A 21,346-nucleotide genomic window follows, 5' to 3' on the forward strand; every position below is an offset into this window, starting at 1 on the left:
TCCCACATGAAAATGGACCTGACGGCGATGGGCATCCTCGCTCCGACCCATGCACTGGAAGACTGCGAACCGACGTCGGAAGAGATTGCGCAGATCCAATGTGACCGACTCGCGCGTGTTCGCCAGGAGTTGGCCCGACGCGATATCACGGCGGCAGTCCTGTTCGACCCGGCACATGTCCGCTATGCCACCGGGTCTCGCAACATGCAGGTATACAGTTCGCGCAATCCCGCTCGCTACGTATTCGTCCCCGTGGCAGGGCCGGTCGTGTTGTTCGAGTTCTCGGGATGCGAACACCTGGCCAGCCATCTACCGACCGTGGACGAGATTCGCCCGGCCAAGGCGATTTCCTATTACTTCAACGAGAAGAATACACAAGCCGTCACCAGAGCCTGGGCGGATGAAATCATCGATCTGGTGCGTCAGTGCGGCGGAGGTGAGCGGATCGCCATCGAGAGCGCGACCGCGGAAGCCGCTTTCATGCTCGAGCAGCGAGGCTATCAAGTGCTGGATGCTCAGGAGTCTCTGGAGCAGGCGCGAGCCTTCAAGGTGCCCAACGAGATAAAGATGATTCGCTCCTCGCTGAGAGCGGTCGAGGAGGGAGTGCGCAAACTGGAGGCCTCCATACGGCCTGGGGTCACCGAGAATCACGTCTGGTCCCGACTGCATCAGCACATCATCGAGACAGACGCCGACTTCATCGAGACACGCCTCATGAATTCCGGGCCGCGCACCAATCCCTGGTTCCAGGAATGTTCCGACCGGATCATCCAGGCGGGAGAACTGGTCGCGCTGGATACCGATGTGGTCGGGCGTTATGGGTACTACGCGGATTTCTCGAGAACCTTCCTGTGTGGCACGGGGGAGGCCAGCGCCGAGCAGAAATCGCTCTATCGCATGGCGTATGACCAGATCCAGACCAACATGGAAAATCTCAAGCCGGGGGTCAGCTTCAAGGAGTACGCCGAACGTGCCTGGCGAATCCCTCCCGGCTATCGCGCGCGTCGTTACTTTGCCCTGGCGCATGGTGTCGGGATGAACGGTGAGTATCCCTACATCGTTCATCGCGAGGATATCGAGGACAAGGGCTACGACGGCATCCTCCAACCGGGGATGACACTATGCGTGGAGAGCTATATCGGACATGAGTCCGGCGGCGAAGGCGTCAAGCTCGAAGAGCAGCTGTACATTCGTGACGATGGTCAGGTGGAGCTGTTGTCGGACTATCCCTTCGATGAGCGCCTGCTGAGCCAGGCCGTCTGAGTCAGGCCGGTTGAGTCAGGCCGGCTGAGCCGGGCCCAGGTAGCTTGCCGACGCGCATCGGCATTACGCGGCATGGCGGCTTTGGTAACATGAGGTCAATTGTGCGGGTGGCTGTCAGCGACGGTCACCCGCTTTGCCATTGTCTCATGGCGAAAGAAGGCCAGAGGGCGGCCATGTGCCGTGAACGGGAGAGAGCGTCGAGAACGTCTATCGTTCATGGGTACCGGTTGCTTCCTGCTCGCCTTTCGCCTTTCGTGAGTGTCGTCTATGCCAACCCCTCTGCCACTGCAGAAACTGCCGCCCTTGAGTTCGCTGAAAGGATTTGAAGCGGCTGCGCGTCTGCTGAGTCTCCGCGCGGCTGCCGAGGAGCTGAACCTGACGCATCCGGCCATCGCCAACCAGATTCAGCGTCTCGAAGAGAGTCTGGAGGTGAAACTGTTTGCCCGTGAAGGCCGTCATGTGGTGCTGACGGCGGCTGGCGAGCGTTTCTATCCGGTGGTGCGTGAAGCGCTGGCGGGTCTGGTGCAAGGCGCCGAGTCCCTGCGCCAGATGCAGCATGCCCAGCCGCTGACGATTCAGGTCTATTTGACGACCTCGATTCGCTGGTTGGCACCTCGCTTGTCGCATTTCCAGGCCATGCATCCTGAAGTCGAGCTCAAGCTGATGACGTGCAGTCTCGGCTGGGAGTTCGATGAGGCCAATGCCGATGTCGGTATCGTGTTCCGCGATGCGCCGCTGGCGGATCACCTCCACTGGCAGCCGTTGTTCGAGTCACGCCTCTTCCCGGTCTGCAGCCCCCAGCTGCTGGGCGACGATGCACGCCCGGTCCCCGCCGATGTCTTGAAGACGCTGCCGTTGATCGGGGTCTACACCGAGGGCTGGAATTGGGAGAGTTACTTCGAGGCATTGTCGCTAGGCCCTTGTCCTACCCGCAATTGCATCGTGGTCGACACCCTGGCTGTCGCCCTGGAGATGGCGGCGCGGGGGGAGGGCGTGGCATTGGTCAACGGGCCCTTTGCCGACGATGACCTGGCGAACGGTCGACTCATCAACCCGACCGGGCAGGTGACGACAGGGCGCGGTGAATGGGGTGCTGTCTGTCACCGCGAGCTGGAGCGGGATCCGCGCGTCGCGACCCTCCTTGGCTGGCTGGCGTCGCAGAGTCGCAGCGTGCCTACCTGATCCGCCAGAGCGAGAGCGATTACGTGACAACGCCACCTTCGGGTGGCGTTCTTGTTTCCGACATCTGGTTCTGGGTTCTGGCGCATGAGGCTATGACGTTTGTGGGCGGATCGCGGATCGCTGTTCGAAGGCGCGGGGTCTGGGCGGGTTCACAAAAATTGTTACCAATCGCCAAATTCTTATGAATTGTTGGCAGGCAGGTCGGCCAGTAGGGTGAGCCTCAAGATGACATGGGCCACACTGGACAGGATTCCCCTCCGTCCCGAGCGGCCCTGTGCAGTACACCGGACAGCCAGCAGGCAGACAGCAGAGAGGACAGCACATGAAAGTCGGATTCATCGGTCTCGGTAACGTGGGTGGCAAGCTGGCAGGTAGCCTGCTGCGCAATGGGCATGACGTCACCGTGCGTGACCTTGACCCGGAAGCCGCCAAGCCTTTCCTCGCGCAGGGTGCCAAGTGGGCGGATTCTTCCAAGGAACTCGCCGAAGCCAACGACATGGTCATCACCTGCCTGCCATCTCCGGCTGCCTGCAGCGCCGTGATGGAAAGCGATGACGGCATCATTGCCGGTCTGTGCGAAGGCAAGATCTGGCTCGAGATGAGTACCACCGATGACGGCGAACTGCGTCGCATCGCCGACAAGGTGCTGGCCACCGGTGCCAAGGCACTGGAAGCCCCGGTCTCTGGCGGCTGCCACCGCGCCGCCACTGGCAACATCTCCATCTTTGTCGGCGGTGACCGCGAATCCTTCGAGCAGGTGCTGCCGGTGCTGACCAACCTGGGTCGCCGTGTCCTGCACACCGGTGAACTGGGCACCGCCTCGGTGCTCAAGGTGATGACCAACTACCTGGCCACCGCCAACCTGTGCGCCGTCGCCGAAGCCCTGACCGTCTGCAAGAAGGCCGGCATGGACATGAATACCACCTACGAGGCGATCAAGATTTCCTCTGGCAACTCCTTCGTCCACGAGACCGAGTCCCAAGTCATCCTGAACGGTAGCCGCAACATCAGCTTCACCATGGATCTGGTGCTCAAGGATGTCGGCCTGTTCGACACCCTGGCCAGGAACCTTGACGTGCCGCTGGAAATCTCCCCGATGCTGATGGACATCTTCCGCGATGGTCAGGAACGCTTCGGTCCGCGTGAGTGGTCCTCCAACATCATCCGTCGTCTCGAGGAAGCCGCCGATGTCCGTGTGCTCGGCACCGGCTTCCCGGCAGAGCTGACCGATGACGAGCCGGAAGAAGTCGGCTACGAGGTCGGCGTTACCGGCCGCAGCTGAGCCGTGAAGACTGCCCCGGAGCGCCGTGCGAATGGCCTCCGGGGCATTTGCGTTTGAGACTCACCCTCAGGGAAAGTGTTATCTCCCACCAGCAACGAGAGGTCTGGCATGCAACATCACGACAACTTCTACATCAATGGCCACTGGCAGGCACCCTTCGGGCGCGAGCGCATGGAGGTCATCAATCCGGCCACCGGCGAGCTGTGTGCCAGTGTGCCGCGCGCCGGTGAGCAGGATGTGGAGGCTGCCATCATGGCAGCACGTCAGGCGCTGCCTGCCTGGTCCACGACATCCGCGCAGGAACGCCACGACATCCTGATGGCGGCAGCGGATGAGATGCAGCGTCGCTTCGATGAGCTGCGCGACGTCCAGGTGCTCACCATGGGTTGCCCGGTGCAACTGGCCGGCGCGCTGCACGTGGAAGGCCCCATCGAGGGAATGCGTTACTACGCTGAACGCGCCTTCCAGATGGAAGAGGACGAGCGCAAGGGCGATGTGACGCTGATGCGCGAGCCCATCGGCGTCTGCTCGCTGATCAATCCGTGGAACTATCCGCTGCATCAGTTGATCGGCAAGCTGGCCCCGGCGCTGGCGGCAGGCTGCACCGTGATCGCCAAGCCGGCGGAGCAGACCCCGCTGCAGGACTTCATCATGGCCGAGATCTTCGAGAAGGTCGGTCTGCCTGCAGGTGTCTTCAATGTGGTGACGGGCGAGGGCAGCGAGATCGGTCCGGTGATGTCCGGCCATCCGCAAGTGGACATGGTGTCCTTCACTGGCTCCACCATTGCCGGTAGCAAGGTCGCCGAGAGTGCCGCGCCCACCGTCAAGCGGGTCTGTCAGGAACTGGGCGGCAAGTCGCCGCTGCTGGTGACCGAAGATGCCGACCTGGCCGCGGCCGTGCGCTTGAATGTCGAGAACATCATGGCCAACACCGGCCAGACCTGCGACGCCTTCACTCGCTTGCTGGTGCCGCGTTCGCGACTGGAAGAGGCGACCCGCCTGGCAGTCGAGATCGCCAATGAGCAGGTGGTGGGTGACCCGAACGACCCGGCGACCACCATGGGGCCGCTGGTCTCCGAGCGTCAGCGCGAACGTGTCCTGCATCTGGTGCAGCGTGCCATCGATGATGGTGTCGAGCTGGCGCTCGGTGGCGTCGAGCCGCCCGAAGGGCTCGAGAAGGGCTGCTATGTGCGTCCGACCATCTTCACCAATGTCAGCAATGAAATGGAGATCGCCCGCGAGGAGATCTTTGGCCCGGTGCTGTGCATCCTGCCCTACGACGATGTGAAGCAGGGGATCGCCATCGCCAATGACAGCGTCTATGGCCTGTCATCTGCGGTCTATGCGCGTGACGCCGAGGCAGCATTGCCCATCGCCCGCTGCATGCAGGCAGGGCAATGCTATCTGCAAGGGGCAGAGTTCTCCTTCGATGCCCCCTTCGGTGGCTACAAGCGTTCCGGCAATGGCCGTGAATGGGGTGACGAAGGCCTGGCGGAATATGTCGAGGTCAAGGCACTGCTCGGCGCGCCGGCCATCGCCTGACAGAAGGCGAATGACGCAGCCGTGATGCCACGCAAGATACCCGTGATTCGTGAGGCCAGAGTGGCCCGTGAATCACGGGTATCTTGCATTCGCGCCATGGACAAAAGGCGCCCTCAAGGTGCTTGTCGGCTGTCGCAGCCGCGTTTCGCCATCAGCGCAACACCGATAACGTCTGTCAGATCGCTGAGTGCTGAAAAATACCTATATTGGGCGCTGAAAATACCTATATATAGTGGCAAGACTTTGTGCGGTGCAGCATGACGGGCTCGCCAGGCAACGTTTTCGGCCTCAGATGATGCGCGAGGACAGCTGACGCGCTGCCTGGACCAGATGCTTGGAGTAGGCGCGTGCCTGCTGCGGATTCAGCCAGTCCTGGCTGATGACGGCGCTGATGGCGGCGATGGGCTCATTGCGCATGTTCAGTACAGGCGCGGCGATACAGCTCAATTGTCCCTCGGCATCGCCACTGGACACGGCATACCCGAGGCGTTGCGCACGCTCAAGCTCGGCATCCATCTCGTCACGGCGTTCGGCCAGTTCGGGCGTGATACGCGTGGCAGCCTCCAGGTACAGCTGACGCGAGCTCTCGGGGCGCATGGCAAGAATCGCCTTGCCGGCGGCGCAGGCGTGCTGGGTCATGGTCTTGCCGATATAGAGGTTGTAGCTGCCACTGCCGGAGGCATCGACCTTCGAGATCACCACCACCTGGTCCCCGATGGGGATGCACAGGAAGATCGAGCGGTGAATCTCGTTCTTGAGAATCTCCGCGATGGGGTAGAAGACCGGGATCAGGCTCTGCTTGTTGTAGATCGTCGAGGAGATCTGGAAGATGCGCGAGCCGATGCAGTAGGACTTCTTGCGACCGGGATCGTGAGCGACCAGCTGATGGTGCAGCAGGGAATTGATCACGCGGTGACCGGTAGCGGGTGAGATGCCGGTGGACTCACAGATTTCCGAGAGCGTCAGCGGGTAGGAGGCTGCCGCAAGCAGATCCAGAATCATGACACTGTGGTCGACGGCAGGGGCTTTGGTCTTCTCGTGATTCATGAACGCGGGGTCACTCCGAAACGCGAATCTCGGTCACAGGCGGTTTCTGACCGAAGGCTGTGACACTGTGACGACGGATGGGCGATGCCTCGGGCTGCATCGCCCATCCGTGGAAAGGGGAACGGCCCATAGGGTACCAGACCCATGGGCCGTTCGTGGGGTTGGCGGCTATCCGCCGGGTCAGTCTGCGTGGTCGGCCAGCACCAGATCCGCGCCTTTTTCCGCCACCATCATCACCGGCGCATTCAGGTTGCCGGAGGTGATATTGGGGAAGATGGCGGCATCGATGACCCGCAGCCCCGCCACACCATGTACCTTCAGCCGGCTGTCGACCACGGCGTTCGCCCTGTCCGGCCCCATCGCGCAGGAACCGCACAGGTGGTAGATGGAGCCACCCTGAGAGCGGAAGTACGCAAGCATGCTGTCCTCATCGTGGACCGTCTCGGCTGGGGCGACCTCGCACTCGGTGATGGCCTTGAGAGCGGGCGCGCCCATCAGCTTGCGCACCAGACGACTGCCCTGAATCACCTCATCGATGTCCTTCTGGGTACTGAGGTAGTTGGGGCAGATCGTCGCCGGGTCTGCCGGGTCTGCCGAGGACAGTGAAATGCTGCCACGGCTGGTCGGTCGGCAGGAATTGAAGGCCAGCAGGAAGCCGGAATATGGCTCCGGTGTCAGCTTGGCTCTCGGGTCGTTGGGAATCTGATAGGACATCGGGTTGAAGTAGAGCTGGATGTTCGGCTCTGACTCCGCCTCGCTGCCCCGGAAGAACCCTCCGGCCTGATTCACGCTCATGCCCAGCGGCCCGCTGCGGTTGATCAGGTACTGCAGTCCCGCCTTGGCCTGGCCCCAGAAGGACGCGAAGTCATCATTCAGTGTGGTGCGATTGGCGCGGTAGTAGTAGCTGGCGCACAGGTGGTCCTGCAGATTCTGACCGACGGCCGGCAGGTCTACCTGTGTCTCGATACCATGCGTGGCCAGCGCCTCACGCCCGCCGATCCCCGAAAGCTGCAGCAGCTTCGGGGAGTCCACCGCGCCAGCGCAGAGAATGACTTCGCGACGCGCCGTCACCTCGATGACTTCGTCATCAAGCCGGTAGGCAACACCCGTGGCACGCTTGCCGCCATCGGGCGTCTCTTCCAGCGTCACGCGCTCCACCCGACAGATATGCTTGAGCGTGAGGTTGTCGCGTGACAGTGCCGGCTTCAGGTAGGCGGTATTGCTGGAATCCCGCTGTCCCTTGCGGATGTTGGCCTCATAGATGCCAGCCCCCTCGAAGTGTTCGCCATTGAAATCATCATTGAGCGTGTACCCCAGCTCGCGGGCACCTTCCAGCCACGACTGACAGATCGGGTGCGCGCCATGTTTGAGTGGCGTGATGCCGATCAGGCCCTGGCCGGAGCGATACTCGGTATCGCCTCCCGGGTGGCATTCAAGACGCTTGAAGTAGGGCAGTACCTCGCGATAGGACCAGCCGTCGTTGCCGGCGCGCGCCCAGTCATCGAAGTCCGAGGCCTGACCCCGGACATAGATCATCGCATTGATGGAACCGGAGCCACCCTGCACCTTGCCACGGGGGGTATAGATCTTGCGCCCCCCCATCGCGGCTTCTTCCTTGCTGTAATACATGTAGTTGTAGGCCGGGTTGTAGTAGGTCTTGGCGAACCCGACCGGCACCTTGATCCAGGGCGAGGTGTCCTTGCCGCCGGCCTCCAGCAGCAACACCTTGTGGCGACCGTTGGCGCTCAGCCGGTTGGCGAGGATGCACCCCGCCGACCCGGCACCGACAATGATGAAATCGTATTGCATCGGCGTTACGCCTCCGGCTTGCGCTTCCAGTCGGTGCTGGACTGTTCCTTCACGTCATAGGGACGCGGGTCCATGCTCAGGTGCAGTGTCCGGCCGGTGTAAGGCGAATTGGCCTTGACCACGTCCATGTCCAGCTCGACCCCAAGCCCCGGCTTGGTGGAGGGGATGATGTAGCCATCACGCCACTCGATCTTCTCCTTGAGCACATCGGCGTGGAAGCCATCCCAGGTGCCGATGCTTTCCTGAATCAGGAAGTTGGGCGTGGCGGTCGCCAGCTGGATACTGGCCGCGGCGCCGACCGGGCCGTTGTAGAGATGCGGCGCGATCTGGGCGTAATAGACTTCTGCCAGCGCCGCGATCTTCTTGCCTTCCAGAATGCCGCCGACGCGCCCCAGGTTCATCTGCAGGATGGAGGCCGCGTTGTTCTTGAGCACATCGTGGAATTCGTACTTGGTGGTCAGGCGCTCACCGGTCGCGACCGGAATGGAGGTGTGGTCTGCCACGCGCGCCATGGCTTCGCTCTGCCCCGGTGGTACCGGCTCTTCCAGCCACAGCGGGTCATAGGGCTCGAGATACCTGGCGAGACGAATGGCAGACGCCGGTGTCATCTGGCCGTGGGTGCCGAACAACAGATCACAGCTGTTGCCGACCGCTTCGCGGATGCGGCGGCAGAAGGTGGCGCTCTTGTCCATGCCTTCCAGAGACAGCATCTGACCGGAGTAGGCGGTGTAGGGGCCAGCCGGATCGAACTTCAATGCGGTGAAGCCCTTCTCGCGGTTTTCCAGTGCGCATTCGACGGCCAGCTCGACGTTGTCATAGTCGTAGTTGCCGCGTGCATCCTTGGGGTACAGGTAGGTGTAGGAACGCAGCTTGTCGTGGACCTTGCCACCGATCAGTTCATAGACCGGCAGGCCAGCCGCCTTGCCGACGATGTCCCAGCAGGCCATCTCAAGACCACTCAGCACGCCCATCATGGTGAGATCAGGGCGTTGGGTGAAGCCACTGGAGAAGGCTTCGCGGTACAGGCGTTCAATATGATGCGGGTTCTTGCCTTCCAGATAACGCGAGAAGACATCGGCGATCGCCTTGCTCATGACTTCCGGATGGAAGGTGGCGGCATAGACTTCTCCCACCCCTTCAATGCCGCAAGCGGTACGTAGCTGAACGAAGATCCAGTACATGCCGCCGACGTGGGGCGGCGGAGTGGCGACGATGTGTGTCTCGCAACTGACAACTTTCATGGTGGCAGGCCTTTCAGTGGTCACTGGCTAGCAGGATGGTGTGGGAGCGCACTGCCTGGCATGCCGTCATTCGACGCCAACAGCGCGCTTCCGGAAAGAAATGGGGTAGGGCGTCAGCGCCTCCGGGGAGAGGGCTCCCCGGAGGCGTGACAGGCAAGACGGAATGGCGTGATCAGTAGTTCATCACGACCAGACGGGTCTGGGTGTAGTCGAGCATGCCGTGCTTGCCATCATCACCGCCCAGACCAGAGCGCTTCCAGCCGGCGTGGTAGCCCTGGTAAGGGTCCGCCGGGGTGCGGTTGATGTAGAGCTCGCCGGCTTCGATGTTGTTGGCGACCTTCATGGCAGTGCGATAGTTCTCGGTGAAGACCACGGAGGCCAGGCCGAACTGGTGATCGTTGGCCAGCTCCAGGGCTTCATCGATATCGCGGTAGGTCAGCACTGGCAGCACCGGACCGAAGATCTCTTCCTGCACGATCTCCATGTCCTGACGGCAACCGGTCAGCAGGGTCGGCGGGTAGAAGTGACCCTTGCCCTCGGGGATGTAGCCGCCGATTTCCAGAGTGGCGCCGTCATCGATGGCGCGTTCCACCATCTGATGGATGTTGAGACGCGAATTCTCGTTGATCAGCGGCCCCATCAGGCTGGCATCGTCCAGACGGTTGCCGAACTTGACGCCTTCCATCTGCTGCTTCAGCTGGGCGACGAAATCGTCATAGACGGATTCGTGCACATAGACACGCTCGATGGCGGTGCATAGCTGGCCACAGTTGGTGAGGGTAGAGGCCGCGATCTGTGCCGCTGCCTTGGCCAGATCGGCATCCGGCTCGACGATGGCCGGTGACTTGCCGCCCAGCTCCAACGAGGACTTGGCGATGTTGACCTGGGAATATTCCAGCACCTTGCGACCGGCGCCGACGCTGCCGGTCAGGGTGATCATGCCCACCTTGGGGTGTGTGCAGACGGCTTCCGCGGTGCCGTGGTCCATCGCCAGGATGTTGACGATGCCTGCCGGAATGCCGGCATCCTGGATCGCCTTGGCGATCTCGAAGGCGGAGGTCGGGGTGTTGTTGCTCGGACGCACGACCACGGCATTGCCGGTGATCAGCGCCGGGGCAATCTTGCGCAGCAGGGTGAACACCGGGTAGTTGAACGGAATTAGGCAGGCCACGACGCCGATGGGCTCACGCTGCAGCAGCAGGCTTTCATTGGGGGTGTCGCTGGGGACGATCTCGCCCTCGATACGACGTGCCCACTCGGCGTGGTAGCGCGTGATGTCGGCGGCGTAGACGGCTTCATTGGTGGCGTCTTCCAGGCTCTTGCCCGACTCATCTGCCAATGCCTGGCCGATGGCATCCTTGCGCGCCATCAGGGCCTCGGCAAGCTTGTGCATGTAGCCGGCACGCTCGGTGCTGGTCTTGGCACGCCAGTCCTTTTGAGCCTTGGCCGCAATGCTCACCGCTTCAAGCGCTTCGTCAGTGGTTGCTGCCTGCACCTGACCTACCAGTGCTTCGGTGGCCGGGTTGTAGACCGAAATCATCTCGCCCTGGGATGAGGCGACGAATTCGTTGTTGATGAAGTTCTTGTCAGTGCGCATGCATCACTCCTCCTGAATTTGGCTTACAGGCTATGAAGCGGTGCCAAGACTGTCAAACTGTTTTTCACATACGGAAGTTAAATTCCTTATATGGAATTCTTGATCGGGACTACCTTGATCGTCATGTCTTCCAGGGCTGTTATGCCTGCCTGTGGCGGCGGCCATGCCATCGAGAGATTTCCGCTGGCATCCTGGGGCATGTCCTGTTCAGCGATGTCATCTGCCATGGCAGTGCTTCACGCTACATGCTGCCGGCGAAAAGAGAGTGGGAAAGCCGTTGGTTCTGACACGATGTCATGACGCGCGTGCAGGAATGTCAGGCGAGAATTCCCACATTCGAGTTGCCTCTTTCTGGCCCTTCATGGCGCATCTTTCGCTGGAATTAACGCGCTTTCAGCGTAAGTGTTCACTCTGTTCAGTCATTAACTAAATGAGAGCATTCCTATATGCTGTGCCACCTGATCGAGAGCCAGGGACGGGCCAGTGACCTCAGGCCATCGTCTACGTCAATTGCCAGGGATGCAGAACATGTCAGATTCATGGGTACTCGACGCCTTGCTGTCGTCGTTTGATGTCTCACTGAGCCAGAACGAGCGCCTGCTCACGCTTGAGATGAGTGGCGCGGACTTCATCCCTCATCGCCTGGTGGGGGAAGAGCGTATGTCGCGTCCCTTCGCTTATACCCTCGACTGCATCTCCCAGAACGGCGATATCGAGCTCAAGACCCTGATGGCACAGCCGGCGGCGCTCTCGGTGCGTCAGGCCGATGGCAGTTACCGCAAGCTCTCGGGACTGGTCGAGTCCGCCGCGCTGCTCGGTGAGGACGGTGGCGTCTTCTATTACCAGCTGACGCTGGTGCCGTGGATGGCGATGCTCAAGCTCGGGCGTGACAGCCGCATCTTCCAGGACCTCACCGCGGTCGAGGTCATCGAGTCGGTGTTCTCGAATCACGCCATCGCGCAAGGTGAAGCCCAGGGCGGCTGGCGGCTGGATCTGCGCCGCGAGTATCCGGCGCGCAGCTACTGCGTGCAGTATCGCGAGAGCGATTTCCAGTTCGTCAATCGCCTGATGGAGCAGGAAGGGCTGTTCTACTACTTCGAACACGCCTCTGACGACAGCGACTTCAATGGCCACCGCCTCGTCATCACCGACGATGTCGCGACCTGCGCACCCGTCGAGCCACAGGTGATTCGCTTCCACCGTCAGGATGCCACTGAACTGGAAGACTCCATCACCCAGTGGAGCGGCCGCCGTCAGCAGCAACCGACGCGCGTCAGCCTCGGCACCTTCGATTACAAGCAGCCGGGCCTGGAAAAACGCTCCGGCCAGGACACGCGCAGCGATCAGGGCAACCTCAGCGAGCAGGAAGTCTACGACTACCCCGGCGAGTACTATTTCGACGATCACTCGCGCGGCGAACGACTGACCGTCAATCGCCTCGAAGCCCATGAATCCCGCGCCAAGCGCTTCTACGGCGCCGGGGGCACCCGCCAGTTGAAGGTCGGCCGCTGGTTCGAGCTCAGCCAGCACGCCCGCCATGAAGACGGCGACTCGAGTGAGCGCGAATTCCTCGTGCTGGGCCTGACCGTCTGCGCCGAGAATGCGCTACCGGTGTCGGCACACCTCAAGGCGCTGCCGGGCAGCCTGCAGGCGCGCATGGCCGAGGCGCGCCAGGCGCACGGTCTCAATGAGAGTGCTCATGAGGATTACGCCGATGTCGGCACCGGTCAGTACTTGATCGACTTCGAATCCCAGCGGCTCAGTCAGCCGTATCGTCCGTCTCTCGATCATCCGCGCCCCAACCTGGGTGGCCCGCAGACGGCGATCGTCGTCGGGCCCGCGAATGAAGAGATCCACACCGATTCGCTCAACCGCGTGCGTGTTCAGTTCCACTGGGACCGCAGCGAGAAGGGCGCCGCCGACGCCAGCTGCTGGCTACGTGTCGCGCAGCCCAACGCCGGTGCCGGCTGGGGCAGTGTGTTCGTGCCGCGTATCGGCCAGGAAGTCATCGTCGATTTCCTCGAAGGCGACGTGGATCGTCCGCTGATCACCGGGCGGGTCTACAACGGCGACCAGACGCCGCAATGGCACTCCAACGGCCTGCTCTCGGGCCTCAAGAGCAAGACTTACCGCGGCAACAAGTACAACGAGCTGGTCTTCGATGACGCCACCGATCAGGAGCGTGTGCGCCTGAACTCGGAGCACGAGAAATCCCAGCTCAATCTCGGCTATCTGATCCACCAGCAGGGCAACACACGCGGCAGCTTCCGCGGTACCGGCTTCGAATTGCGCTCGGACGCCTATGGGGCGATTCGTGCCAACAGCGGCCTGATGCTCAGTAGCTGGGGGCAAATCGCGGCCAGTGGCGAACAGCTGGATCTCTCTCCTGCGCATCAGCAGCTCGCCAGCGCCTATCAGCTTGCCAATACGCTCAGCGACAGCGCCACCAGCCACAACGCCGAGGCGCTTGCGGCGCGCACGCAGATCAAGCAGGCCAGCGACGATACCCAAGGCACTTATGGCGCCGATGACAGCGGTAGCCGCTTCGACGGTAGTTCAGCCCAGAGCGCTACCAATGGCGGGCGGGGGCGGGCGGCGCGCCTGAATGCACCCTGGCTGCATCTCACATCCCCCGCCGGCATCGCCACCAGTACGCCGGAATCGACGCACCTGACACAGGGCCGCTCGCTCAGCGTCACCAGCGGCGAAGATATCAACCTGGCCACCGGACGCAGCCTGGTAGGCGCCGTGGTCGAGAAGTTCTCGCTGTTCGTGCAGCGCTCCGGCATCAAGCTGTTTGCCGGCAAGGGCAAGGTCGAAGTTCAAGCGCAAAGCGATGCGATGGACCTGACGGCGGAAAAGGACGTCACCATCACCTCCACCGAGAACGACATCGATATCAATGCCGCCAAGGAGATTCTGCTCACCTGTGGTGGTGCCTACGTCCGCCTCAAGGACGGCAATATCGAACTGCACGCGCCGGGCAAGATTGATGTCAAAGGCGCGCAGCACAGCTTCGGTGGGCCGACGAGTCTGAATGCCGCGATGACGGAATTGCCGGAAGGCGAAGACTTGCTGTGTCCGAGCAAAGGACAAAGCGCTGCCGCCAATGGCGACGGTGTGGTGGAGTCCTGATATGGCCATGCTGGATGAGGCGGAATTCCTGCAGGTGGCAAGACAAGCGGCTACCGAGTCACGCCTATATCGCGTGGTAGATCCGAGCAATACGCCGCAGCGCGCATTGAGTGCGAAGGACCAGAAATCCGTGGGCCTGGTACGCAACGGATTCTATGCCCAGACGCCATCGCAGAAACTCTATCTACAACCGGTGCCGCCAGAAACGCACCTGGGCAAAGAGCTGGAGAAGGAGAGGCAGCAACGCTCTGCAAGCCTCACCACTCCGGTCGCGTTCGGTGGCTGGGTCATCACAGCCCAGCCGCTCTCCAGCGTGGTGTCATATATCCAGCGCCAACTTGAGCAGACGACCCCGGAAGGCAAGAAGGCGCTGCTGCGTTTTCATGACCCCCGAGTATTGGAGCGCCTCGAGGCCATTCTTGACCGCGAGCAGCTATCGGCACTGCTGGGACCTATCGATCAGTGGATCTACCTGGATAACGCCCACGCACTGCAGAGCATCGCACCACACAGTGAGCAGCGTCGCCTCGGGAGATTGAACCTGACATTGCCGCAGTGGTCTGCCATTAGACGGATAGGGATGCTGAACCATTGTCTGGAGCTCTATCGCACGCTGCCGGAAGAGAGCAAGGCAGGTTCTGTGGATGCCGCAACTGCCGATGCGTTATTGGTCGCCGCAAAGGAGTGTGGTCTGGAAGAGCGACAGGATATCTCGGTCTTCGTGCTCCACGGGCTGGTCACAACCCCGATGTTCTATCAGCATCCGATCATGCGCCAGTTACTGAGCGCTAGAGCGACACCTGATTCACGCAGCACTCACAGCTATATCAGCTTGACCAGCAAGCTTGAGAGCGCCGATTGGGACAAGATCATGGAAAGCAGGGAAAAGGTATAACCTCATGTCAGGTCAAATAGTAAATCAGCATGTCGCTTTGAGTGTCGTGAATGGCGAATGTCGTTTCTGCAAGCGTACTGGCTTTCCGATCCTGCCTGTTCGATATGCTGTCTGCCAACGTAATGATGCCAATCAGCAAATCCCTGAATTGTCAGAAGACAGGGTGAAGGCTTTTACTGATATAAAGCTGGACCAGACACTTGAAAACGGTAAGCGCACCACGCGCGTGGTTCCCTCTGAGGTCAAGGAAGAGATAGCTCATAGCACCTCCAGTCAGGTCAATAAATATATCCTGCGCCAATTGCGCAGCGGTTATCTTTACTTGTTCGATAAAGACAACCCCGATGGCATGTATTGGTCTGCGTTTGCGATTACCGCCGATGGTAAATATTACCAGTTCCCTGTCAAGCAGCCCCCATCTCTGGACAAGATGGCGATGCCGTGTACGCTCGAGTCAGCCAATAGAGATGGCGAGAGTGATGAAGAAAAAGTCACACGCGTCAAGAATGAATCGTTACAAGCCTCTCTGGTCACTATCACGACTCCTGACAAGAGCGGTGATGTGTATTATGCCTACACGGAACATGCATGGCCTGAAGGGTTTCTGGATGAGGTGAAATCCAGAATTCTCAGCGGTGATCCCTGGTGTGACAAGTATCTGCAGAAATTCAATGTTACTGACTGGAAAGCAGGGGTAGCACAAGATCATGCTTTCAGCTTGGAAGAGCTGGATCAGGTCGCTGAATATAGTCCCGGTGCAGCAGGGCTGGATGAGCAATTCTGGTCCAGTGGACCAAAGCGTGATCTCTATAGCCCAGAAGAAATGAAGCAGACGATGAGCGAGCGTCTCAGATATGCCTCGACGGACTACGAGGGCAGAGGCTTGATCCTCGCGGTCAATGACGAAATAGGTATTATCCAAGAGCTCAACGCTTATCGTCACCAGGCGCTTGCTGCAATTGATGAATATTTTGATCCTGAGAAAGGAAATGAAGAGCGTCGTAGGATGAAGTTGTGTAGCAATGCTATTAAGGAATTCAAGGATAGTTTTGCTACATCATATAAACTTGTGGATGAAAATCGTCCTAAGGTGACTGGTCCTGCTTCTGTAGCAAAACAAATAGATTATGACATACTGAAGTCTAGGCAGGAGAGCACCCATGAGAACTTTAACGAACAGATTGATAGAATATATGACTCTAAAGCGCTGATAGAGTTTGATAGAAAGTATAAAGATCATACTCGGAAATGTGATTTTTTGATGCGTGTGCATGATGATGATTATGCGCAGTGGTTGTACAAATATTCACAATCCTTAGTTCCAGGGTGTTTTTTCAATAACTTGGAGATTGGAGGGTTATACACAGATATAGTCTCACGGCTAATCAAGGGTGGGATATTGTCACCTGCCAGTGCATCCTGTTGGAAAGAGCTAACGGAAGATGTACTGAAAGATGATTCGTTTGTTATATCTGTCCTTTTCATGTTCGATAAGGATCTGATCGCTGATGCCTCGTTGGATACTTCGCAGCTGAGTGACGGTACCTACTTGGATGAAAGTAAGCTCCTGAAATGGCTTGCAGTCTTCGATGCTATCTTTGAAAGTTGTTCATATCAGACAAAAAATAAAGAAGAATTATACGAGACGATTATCAATTCTCAAGTTTTAAATATCCAATCTATTGGGTATTCGTTTGTCTATTTTCTGCAGCACTCTGTTAACGTTAATCTCTTTAATTCGAATGCTAATCAAACAGTAGAAGAAAAAGCACTTGATAAATTCATGAAGTTAGTGCAAATGTCATGTATGGCAGGAGGAAATGCCTCTTCGAAAGAAGTTTCGTTTATTCTTCTTGAGCGTAAGACGGTGACACTATCAAACTATGAAGAATGGTTGCATGATTATCAGGATAAGATTATAAATAGTTCGAAAAGGAAAGCTGAGAATTTTAAATCAGAACCAGCTAGCAATGGTGGAAAGTCTAATATTCCTCTTCTGAGATGTATGTCTGGTACAAGTAAGTGTATAGAAGTAGTAATTCCAACCCATACGCTTAAACAGAAAGATAATATCAATCAGGCCTATAGCCTATCTAATGATACAGGAAATTATATTGAATATGCAGGGGCTGCGGCCACTGTATTAGAAGGCATAACAGAAGAAAAAATAACCTCTAGTAGCTATGGCAAAATTGTACCTGCTGTACTCGCTATGGCCGGAGTAGCATTATCTGTCAGTAAGAATAAGGTGGAAGGTGAAGAAATAAAGTTTCACGCGATAGTATCAAACATAGCCTCAATAGGTGCTGCATCAATAAAGTTGGCAGAAGGTGTTTCGGCCCATATTCCTGCTAATTCTTGGGCCAGCTTCTCATTGAGTACACGATGGACTGTACTTGGGAATTTTTTAGGGCGTGTTTCTGGTTTGATTGCTCTTTATGATATAGTCGATAAATTTGATCAAGCCAACTCCGATAAACATAATGGCAGAGCTATTAGCGAAGAAAATAATAATATGATGGCTTCAGTAACCGCAAGCGCTACAGCTGTCGGTTTAATTGCAGGCTATCTCATCGCTGGAGTTATGGCAAGTTTGCTCGTAGGGGCTGTAATAGCGTTCGCGGTTATTGCCATCGGTATTAATTGGTATAAGACCTATGTCCCTGGTGCTGTTGAGACTTGGATTAGTAGAAGCTTCATCGGGTATGATACCGGCGGTATTCAGAAGTATGAGAACGCAAGTTCTGAGCTAAACGGATTGAATATGGTGTTTAGTGGTATTGAAATCGAGTTCTACATAAAAGATATATCATCAGACATAGATGAAGATGTGAGAGATCAACTAGCCGTTACATTGGGTGGCGAGTTATCGGTTTATTATATTGTTGAGTTTGTGATCAAAACTCCTGATATGAACGATTCTACCCTGAGTATTCAATACATTTCTTTAGATAAAGCTAAAACTTATGCAAGTATAAATCTTGATTACACTGAGGATGCGATCGAGGAAGTAAAAGGTCATAACAATAGAGTCTTAACTCCAAATAGTAGATCATCTACAGATAATGGTATAAAGGTAGATGTTTCTAATAGTAACAATCGATATGTGATTGGCTCTAAATCTATATATAGTCAGTTAGATGCTCAAGATCTAGCTCTTAGAGTAGTGTTATCACAGGGTGAATCCCAGCTAGAAGATACAATCTATATTAAAAGAGAGGAGCTCTAAGCGATGCTTAAAGTGGCTGTGTCAATTTTTATATTATTGGCTGGTATTAATTGTGCTAAAGCCGATATTCTTTATCAAGATAATTTGTCTGACAGCTTTGGACAAGAATATTCATCTTATAATTACTATCAGCTCATCGATAAAGGTTCAAAGAGAACCCCTAGAGAAGAGTATTTTCTAGCATTTGCGTACTTGATAAACGAAAATAATGTGCTTAAAGAAACTAATGTATGTAAAGCTTTTCATGGTTTTGAAAGCGCATCAAAAAGTGGAATTGTTGATGCGACCTTTAATGTTGCAATAATGTATTATAATGGACAGTGTGTTGAGCGTAACTTAGATAAAACACGTAGTTTCCTAACTCGTGCAGCAGAACAACAGTATGTTCAAGCCCAAGCGCTACTTGGGCGTGCTTATTGGGGAGAGGATGTTGAAGATCTTTATGAAACTGACAATGCAGCGGCCAGAAAATGGCTTGAAAAAGCAGCGAATAATGGCGATGCTCCTTCAGCTATAGGGCTTTCCTATTTATATGAACATGCTTTGGGAGGGAGTGAAAATCCGGAGTTAGCTTTCAAATGGAGACTCAAAGCTTCTAGTTTACCCTATGGTGAATTTGCTATGGGTTATTTTCTCCCTTTGGCCCGTTACTATGAAAATGGTTACGGTACTGAAATCGACTTGATTCAAGCCTATAAGTATTATGATTTAAGCGGTAGTGTCGGAGGCGCAGGACTTTCTCGAGTCTCTAAAAAAATGACCAGTGAGCAGATAGCTGATGCCAGGCAACAATCTAGACACTGGCAAGAAGAAAATCGTCGTTTTAATCCCGGCTATAATGGCCTTCAGCGTCAATCTGACGGTAGCTACCGCTAGTGGACTAATTCCATTTTAGTGTTGTACATAAAGCCCGAGTTTATCTAGGCCTCGGGCTTTTATAGATGCTATATTTTAAGATCATTGGTGATATTGTGACAAAGTTCATACAATATTATCTTGAAAACATATAATTCAACTTATTTTGCGCAGGTTATAGTGAAACTATTCATTTCTATTGTGCTTTTGACGCTATTGTTAGGATGTTCAAACGATATAGAAAATAAAAGTTCAACAGCCGAAAAAATGATCCATGAGCCTTTTGTGGTTCAAATTGATAATACAGGGCCTTCTTTTTTTAAAAACGATAAATTGAGAGATATTGAATACGTAAGAAAGGAATACCTTAGCGGAAATATGGTTAAGGGTTATTTTTATGCGTTACTTTTGCTTCAAAGCAAAAATGACATAGATGAGAAAAAAAAGGGCCTAAAAGTACTTAGAGACGTGTGGGAAAATGGGTTGGTAGATGCGGGGTTTAATTTATTTAACATATACTATCAAGGTGAGTTAGTGGATGAGAACAAGCAAAAAGCTTTATCTTACCTGATTAAGTCAGCTGAGTTAGGGTATTTTGCATCTCAAAGGAAATTAGGCTTGTTATATTCGGGAGATGATACGTATATAGATGATCTATTGAATAAAGATTCAGAAAAAGCTTTTGCATGGTTCGTTAGAGCTGCAAAAAATAATGATAAGTTATCAGCGGTCAATGTTGCTTATATGTTATATAACGGAGTGGGTGTAAAGAAGAGTGATAAAAAAGCCTTTGAATGGCTCCTTAAGGCTACTAAGATGCCAGCAGGTAGTAATACTAGTGTCTATATGGCCATAGGTAGATATTATGAAAAAGGAATCGGTACTAATATTGATCTAGTGCAAGCATATAAGTATTATGACCAATTGCAGCCTGCTAAAGATAAAGATAAAATTAGAATAATGAAAAGCATGACTAATGAAGAAATAGCTATAGCAAAGCGACTATCTTTAGAGCTGCAGGAAGAAACTAATACTTACGTTATGCCTAGGTAGTAAATTATTATTTTAAAGTAAGGGGGCATATCGAATGTGCCCTTCTACTGAGTTACTTGTGATGAATTAAAATTCAATTACTAATACTCTTCAATACTTGAAAGGGTTAGTTTTTGGAACCTAGGTGTAATGTTTTAGCTAACTTGTAGAGTATTGAGCTTATTTTATGCTCATAACTCAATGTTACGGATTATTCTACTATCAGGTTTATTGATAATTTAATTTTAAGTACCAATATATTTTATAGGAGTGACAGTTTTATGAGGCTAGTGATTTGATTGTCAAATATATTGTCTTTTCTATTTGCATTATTTTGTTTAGCGTGAATCCCGCTAGCGCAAAGGTTTACTATCAGACTAATAATGTGAAAGCTTTTAGTGAAGAGTATGCATCCTATAACTATAACGACCTGATTGAAAAAGGGGAGGCAAGGACAGCTAGAGAAGAATATTTCTTATCTTATGCATATCTTAGAAATAAAAATAATGTCTTTGATGATATAGATTATTGCAAGGCGATGGATGGGTTTAAAATTGCTTCAAAAAATGATGTTGCAGATGCCTCTTATGTTGTGGCTATTATGTACTACGATGGATTGTGTGTTGATCGGAATTTAGAGAAAGCTAGAGAGTTTCTAATACTATCAGGAAGTAGTGGTTATGTGCAGGCTCAAGCATTACTAGGTCGAGCATATTGGGGAGAGAATGCCAGAGACCTTTTTGCGAAGGATACTGTAAAAGCCAGGCATTGGCTGGAGAAAGCCGCTAATAATGGTGACGCTCCTTCTGCTATAGGACTTTCCTATTTGTATGAGCATGGCTTAGGTGGAGATGAAAACCCAGAGTTAGCTTTCAAATGGAGACGAAAAGCAAGTAGTCTTCTATATGGTGAATTTGCAATGGCATACTTTCAACCCTTGGCTCGTTATTATGAAAAGGGTTACGGTACTGAAGCCGACTTGATTCAAGCCTATAAGTATTATGATTTAAGCGGTAGTGTCGGTGGCGCAGGACGTTCTCGAGTTTCTAAAAAAATGAGCAATGAGCAGATAGCCGAAGCCAGGCAACAATCTAGACACTGGCAAGAAGAAAATCGTCGCTTCAATTCCGGCTACAACAGCCTTCAGCGTCAATCTGACGGTAGCTACCGTTAGTAGATTAAGTCCACCCTAGCGTTGTACATAAAGCCCGAGTCTATCTAGATCTCGGGCTTTTAT

14 protein-coding genes are annotated in these 21,346 nt (G+C 54.9%); 10 read left to right on the forward strand and 4 right to left on the reverse strand.

The window, feature by feature from the left end; translation table 11 throughout:
• The first annotated feature begins 6 nt into the window (after nt 1-6).
• The 4 genes from HXS65_RS03570 to HXS65_RS03585 all read left to right on the forward strand — a co-directional run bounded on the left by HXS65_RS03570 (nt 7) and on the right by HXS65_RS03585 (nt 5,269).
• Nucleotides 7-1,263 (forward strand): Xaa-Pro peptidase family protein, encoded by a 1,257-nt coding sequence (locus HXS65_RS03570; RefSeq protein ID WP_176493115.1) that lies wholly within the window; start codon nt 7-9, stop codon nt 1,261-1,263.
• Between the two features lie 267 nt (nt 1,264-1,530).
• Nucleotides 1,531-2,445, forward strand: a complete 915-nt coding sequence (locus tag HXS65_RS03575) for a LysR substrate-binding domain-containing protein (protein ID WP_176493116.1) — start codon at nt 1,531-1,533, stop codon at nt 2,443-2,445.
• Between the two features lie 322 nt (nt 2,446-2,767).
• Nucleotides 2,768-3,727, forward strand: coding sequence for an NAD(P)-dependent oxidoreductase (locus tag HXS65_RS03580; protein ID WP_136938016.1), 960 nt, complete (start codon nt 2,768-2,770; stop codon nt 3,725-3,727).
• Nucleotides 3,728-3,835: 108 nt separating this feature from the next.
• The gene (locus HXS65_RS03585; protein WP_176493117.1) at nt 3,836-5,269 is read left to right on the forward strand and encodes an aldehyde dehydrogenase family protein; all 1,434 of its coding nucleotides are present in this window, start codon (nt 3,836-3,838) and stop codon (nt 5,267-5,269) included.
• Nucleotides 5,270-5,557: 288 nt separating this feature from the next.
• Here the strand turns inward: HXS65_RS03585 and HXS65_RS03590 are convergent, their stop codons facing one another.
• From HXS65_RS03590 to aldA, 4 genes are all read right to left on the reverse strand, one after another.
• A complete protein-coding gene (locus HXS65_RS03590; RefSeq protein WP_054555863.1) occupies nt 5,558-6,316 on the reverse strand; it encodes an IclR family transcriptional regulator in 759 nt (252 codons plus the stop codon).
• Between the two features lie 180 nt (nt 6,317-6,496).
• Nucleotides 6,497-8,125 (reverse strand): GMC family oxidoreductase, encoded by a 1,629-nt coding sequence (locus HXS65_RS03595; protein WP_176493118.1) that lies wholly within the window; start codon nt 8,123-8,125, stop codon nt 6,497-6,499.
• A 5-nt stretch (nt 8,126-8,130) separates the two neighbouring features.
• Nucleotides 8,131-9,366, reverse strand: a complete 1,236-nt coding sequence (locus HXS65_RS03600) for a mandelate racemase/muconate lactonizing enzyme family protein (protein WP_176493119.1) — start codon at nt 9,364-9,366, stop codon at nt 8,131-8,133.
• A gap of 172 nt (nt 9,367-9,538) precedes the next feature.
• The gene (aldA, locus tag HXS65_RS03605) at nt 9,539-10,963 is read right to left on the reverse strand and encodes an aldehyde dehydrogenase (RefSeq protein WP_136938011.1); all 1,425 of its coding nucleotides are present in this window, start codon (nt 10,961-10,963) and stop codon (nt 9,539-9,541) included.
• A 528-nt stretch (nt 10,964-11,491) separates the two neighbouring features.
• On the opposite strand from aldA, the gene HXS65_RS03610 reads away from it, so the two are divergent.
• The 6 genes from HXS65_RS03610 (at nt 11,492) to HXS65_RS03635 (ending at nt 21,283) form a co-directional block, all read left to right on the forward strand.
• On the forward strand, nt 11,492-14,098 hold the full coding sequence (locus HXS65_RS03610) for a type VI secretion system Vgr family protein (protein WP_176493120.1): 2,607 nt from the start codon (nt 11,492-11,494) through the stop codon (nt 14,096-14,098).
• 1 nt (nt 14,099) lies between these two features.
• Entirely contained in the window at nt 14,100-14,993 is an 894-nt protein-coding gene (locus HXS65_RS03615) for a DUF4123 domain-containing protein (protein WP_176493121.1), read from the forward strand.
• 4 nt (nt 14,994-14,997) lie between these two features.
• On the forward strand, nt 14,998-18,222 hold the full coding sequence (locus HXS65_RS03620; protein WP_176493122.1) for a T6SS effector BTH_I2691 family protein: 3,225 nt from the start codon (nt 14,998-15,000) through the stop codon (nt 18,220-18,222).
• A gap of 3 nt (nt 18,223-18,225) precedes the next feature.
• On the forward strand, nt 18,226-19,098 hold the full coding sequence (locus HXS65_RS03625; RefSeq protein WP_176493123.1) for a tetratricopeptide repeat protein: 873 nt from the start codon (nt 18,226-18,228) through the stop codon (nt 19,096-19,098).
• Between the two features lie 159 nt (nt 19,099-19,257).
• Nucleotides 19,258-20,130, forward strand: a complete 873-nt coding sequence (locus HXS65_RS03630) for a tetratricopeptide repeat protein (protein ID WP_176493124.1) — start codon at nt 19,258-19,260, stop codon at nt 20,128-20,130.
• A 274-nt stretch (nt 20,131-20,404) separates the two neighbouring features.
• On the forward strand, nt 20,405-21,283 hold the full coding sequence (locus HXS65_RS03635) for a tetratricopeptide repeat protein (protein ID WP_176493125.1): 879 nt from the start codon (nt 20,405-20,407) through the stop codon (nt 21,281-21,283).
• The last annotated feature ends 63 nt before the right edge of the window (nt 21,284-21,346 follow it).

Origin of the sequence: Cobetia sp. 5-25-4-2 (assembly GCF_013374075.1) — a bacterium.
GTDB classification, from domain to species: Bacteria; Pseudomonadota; Gammaproteobacteria; order Pseudomonadales; family Halomonadaceae; genus Cobetia; species Cobetia marina.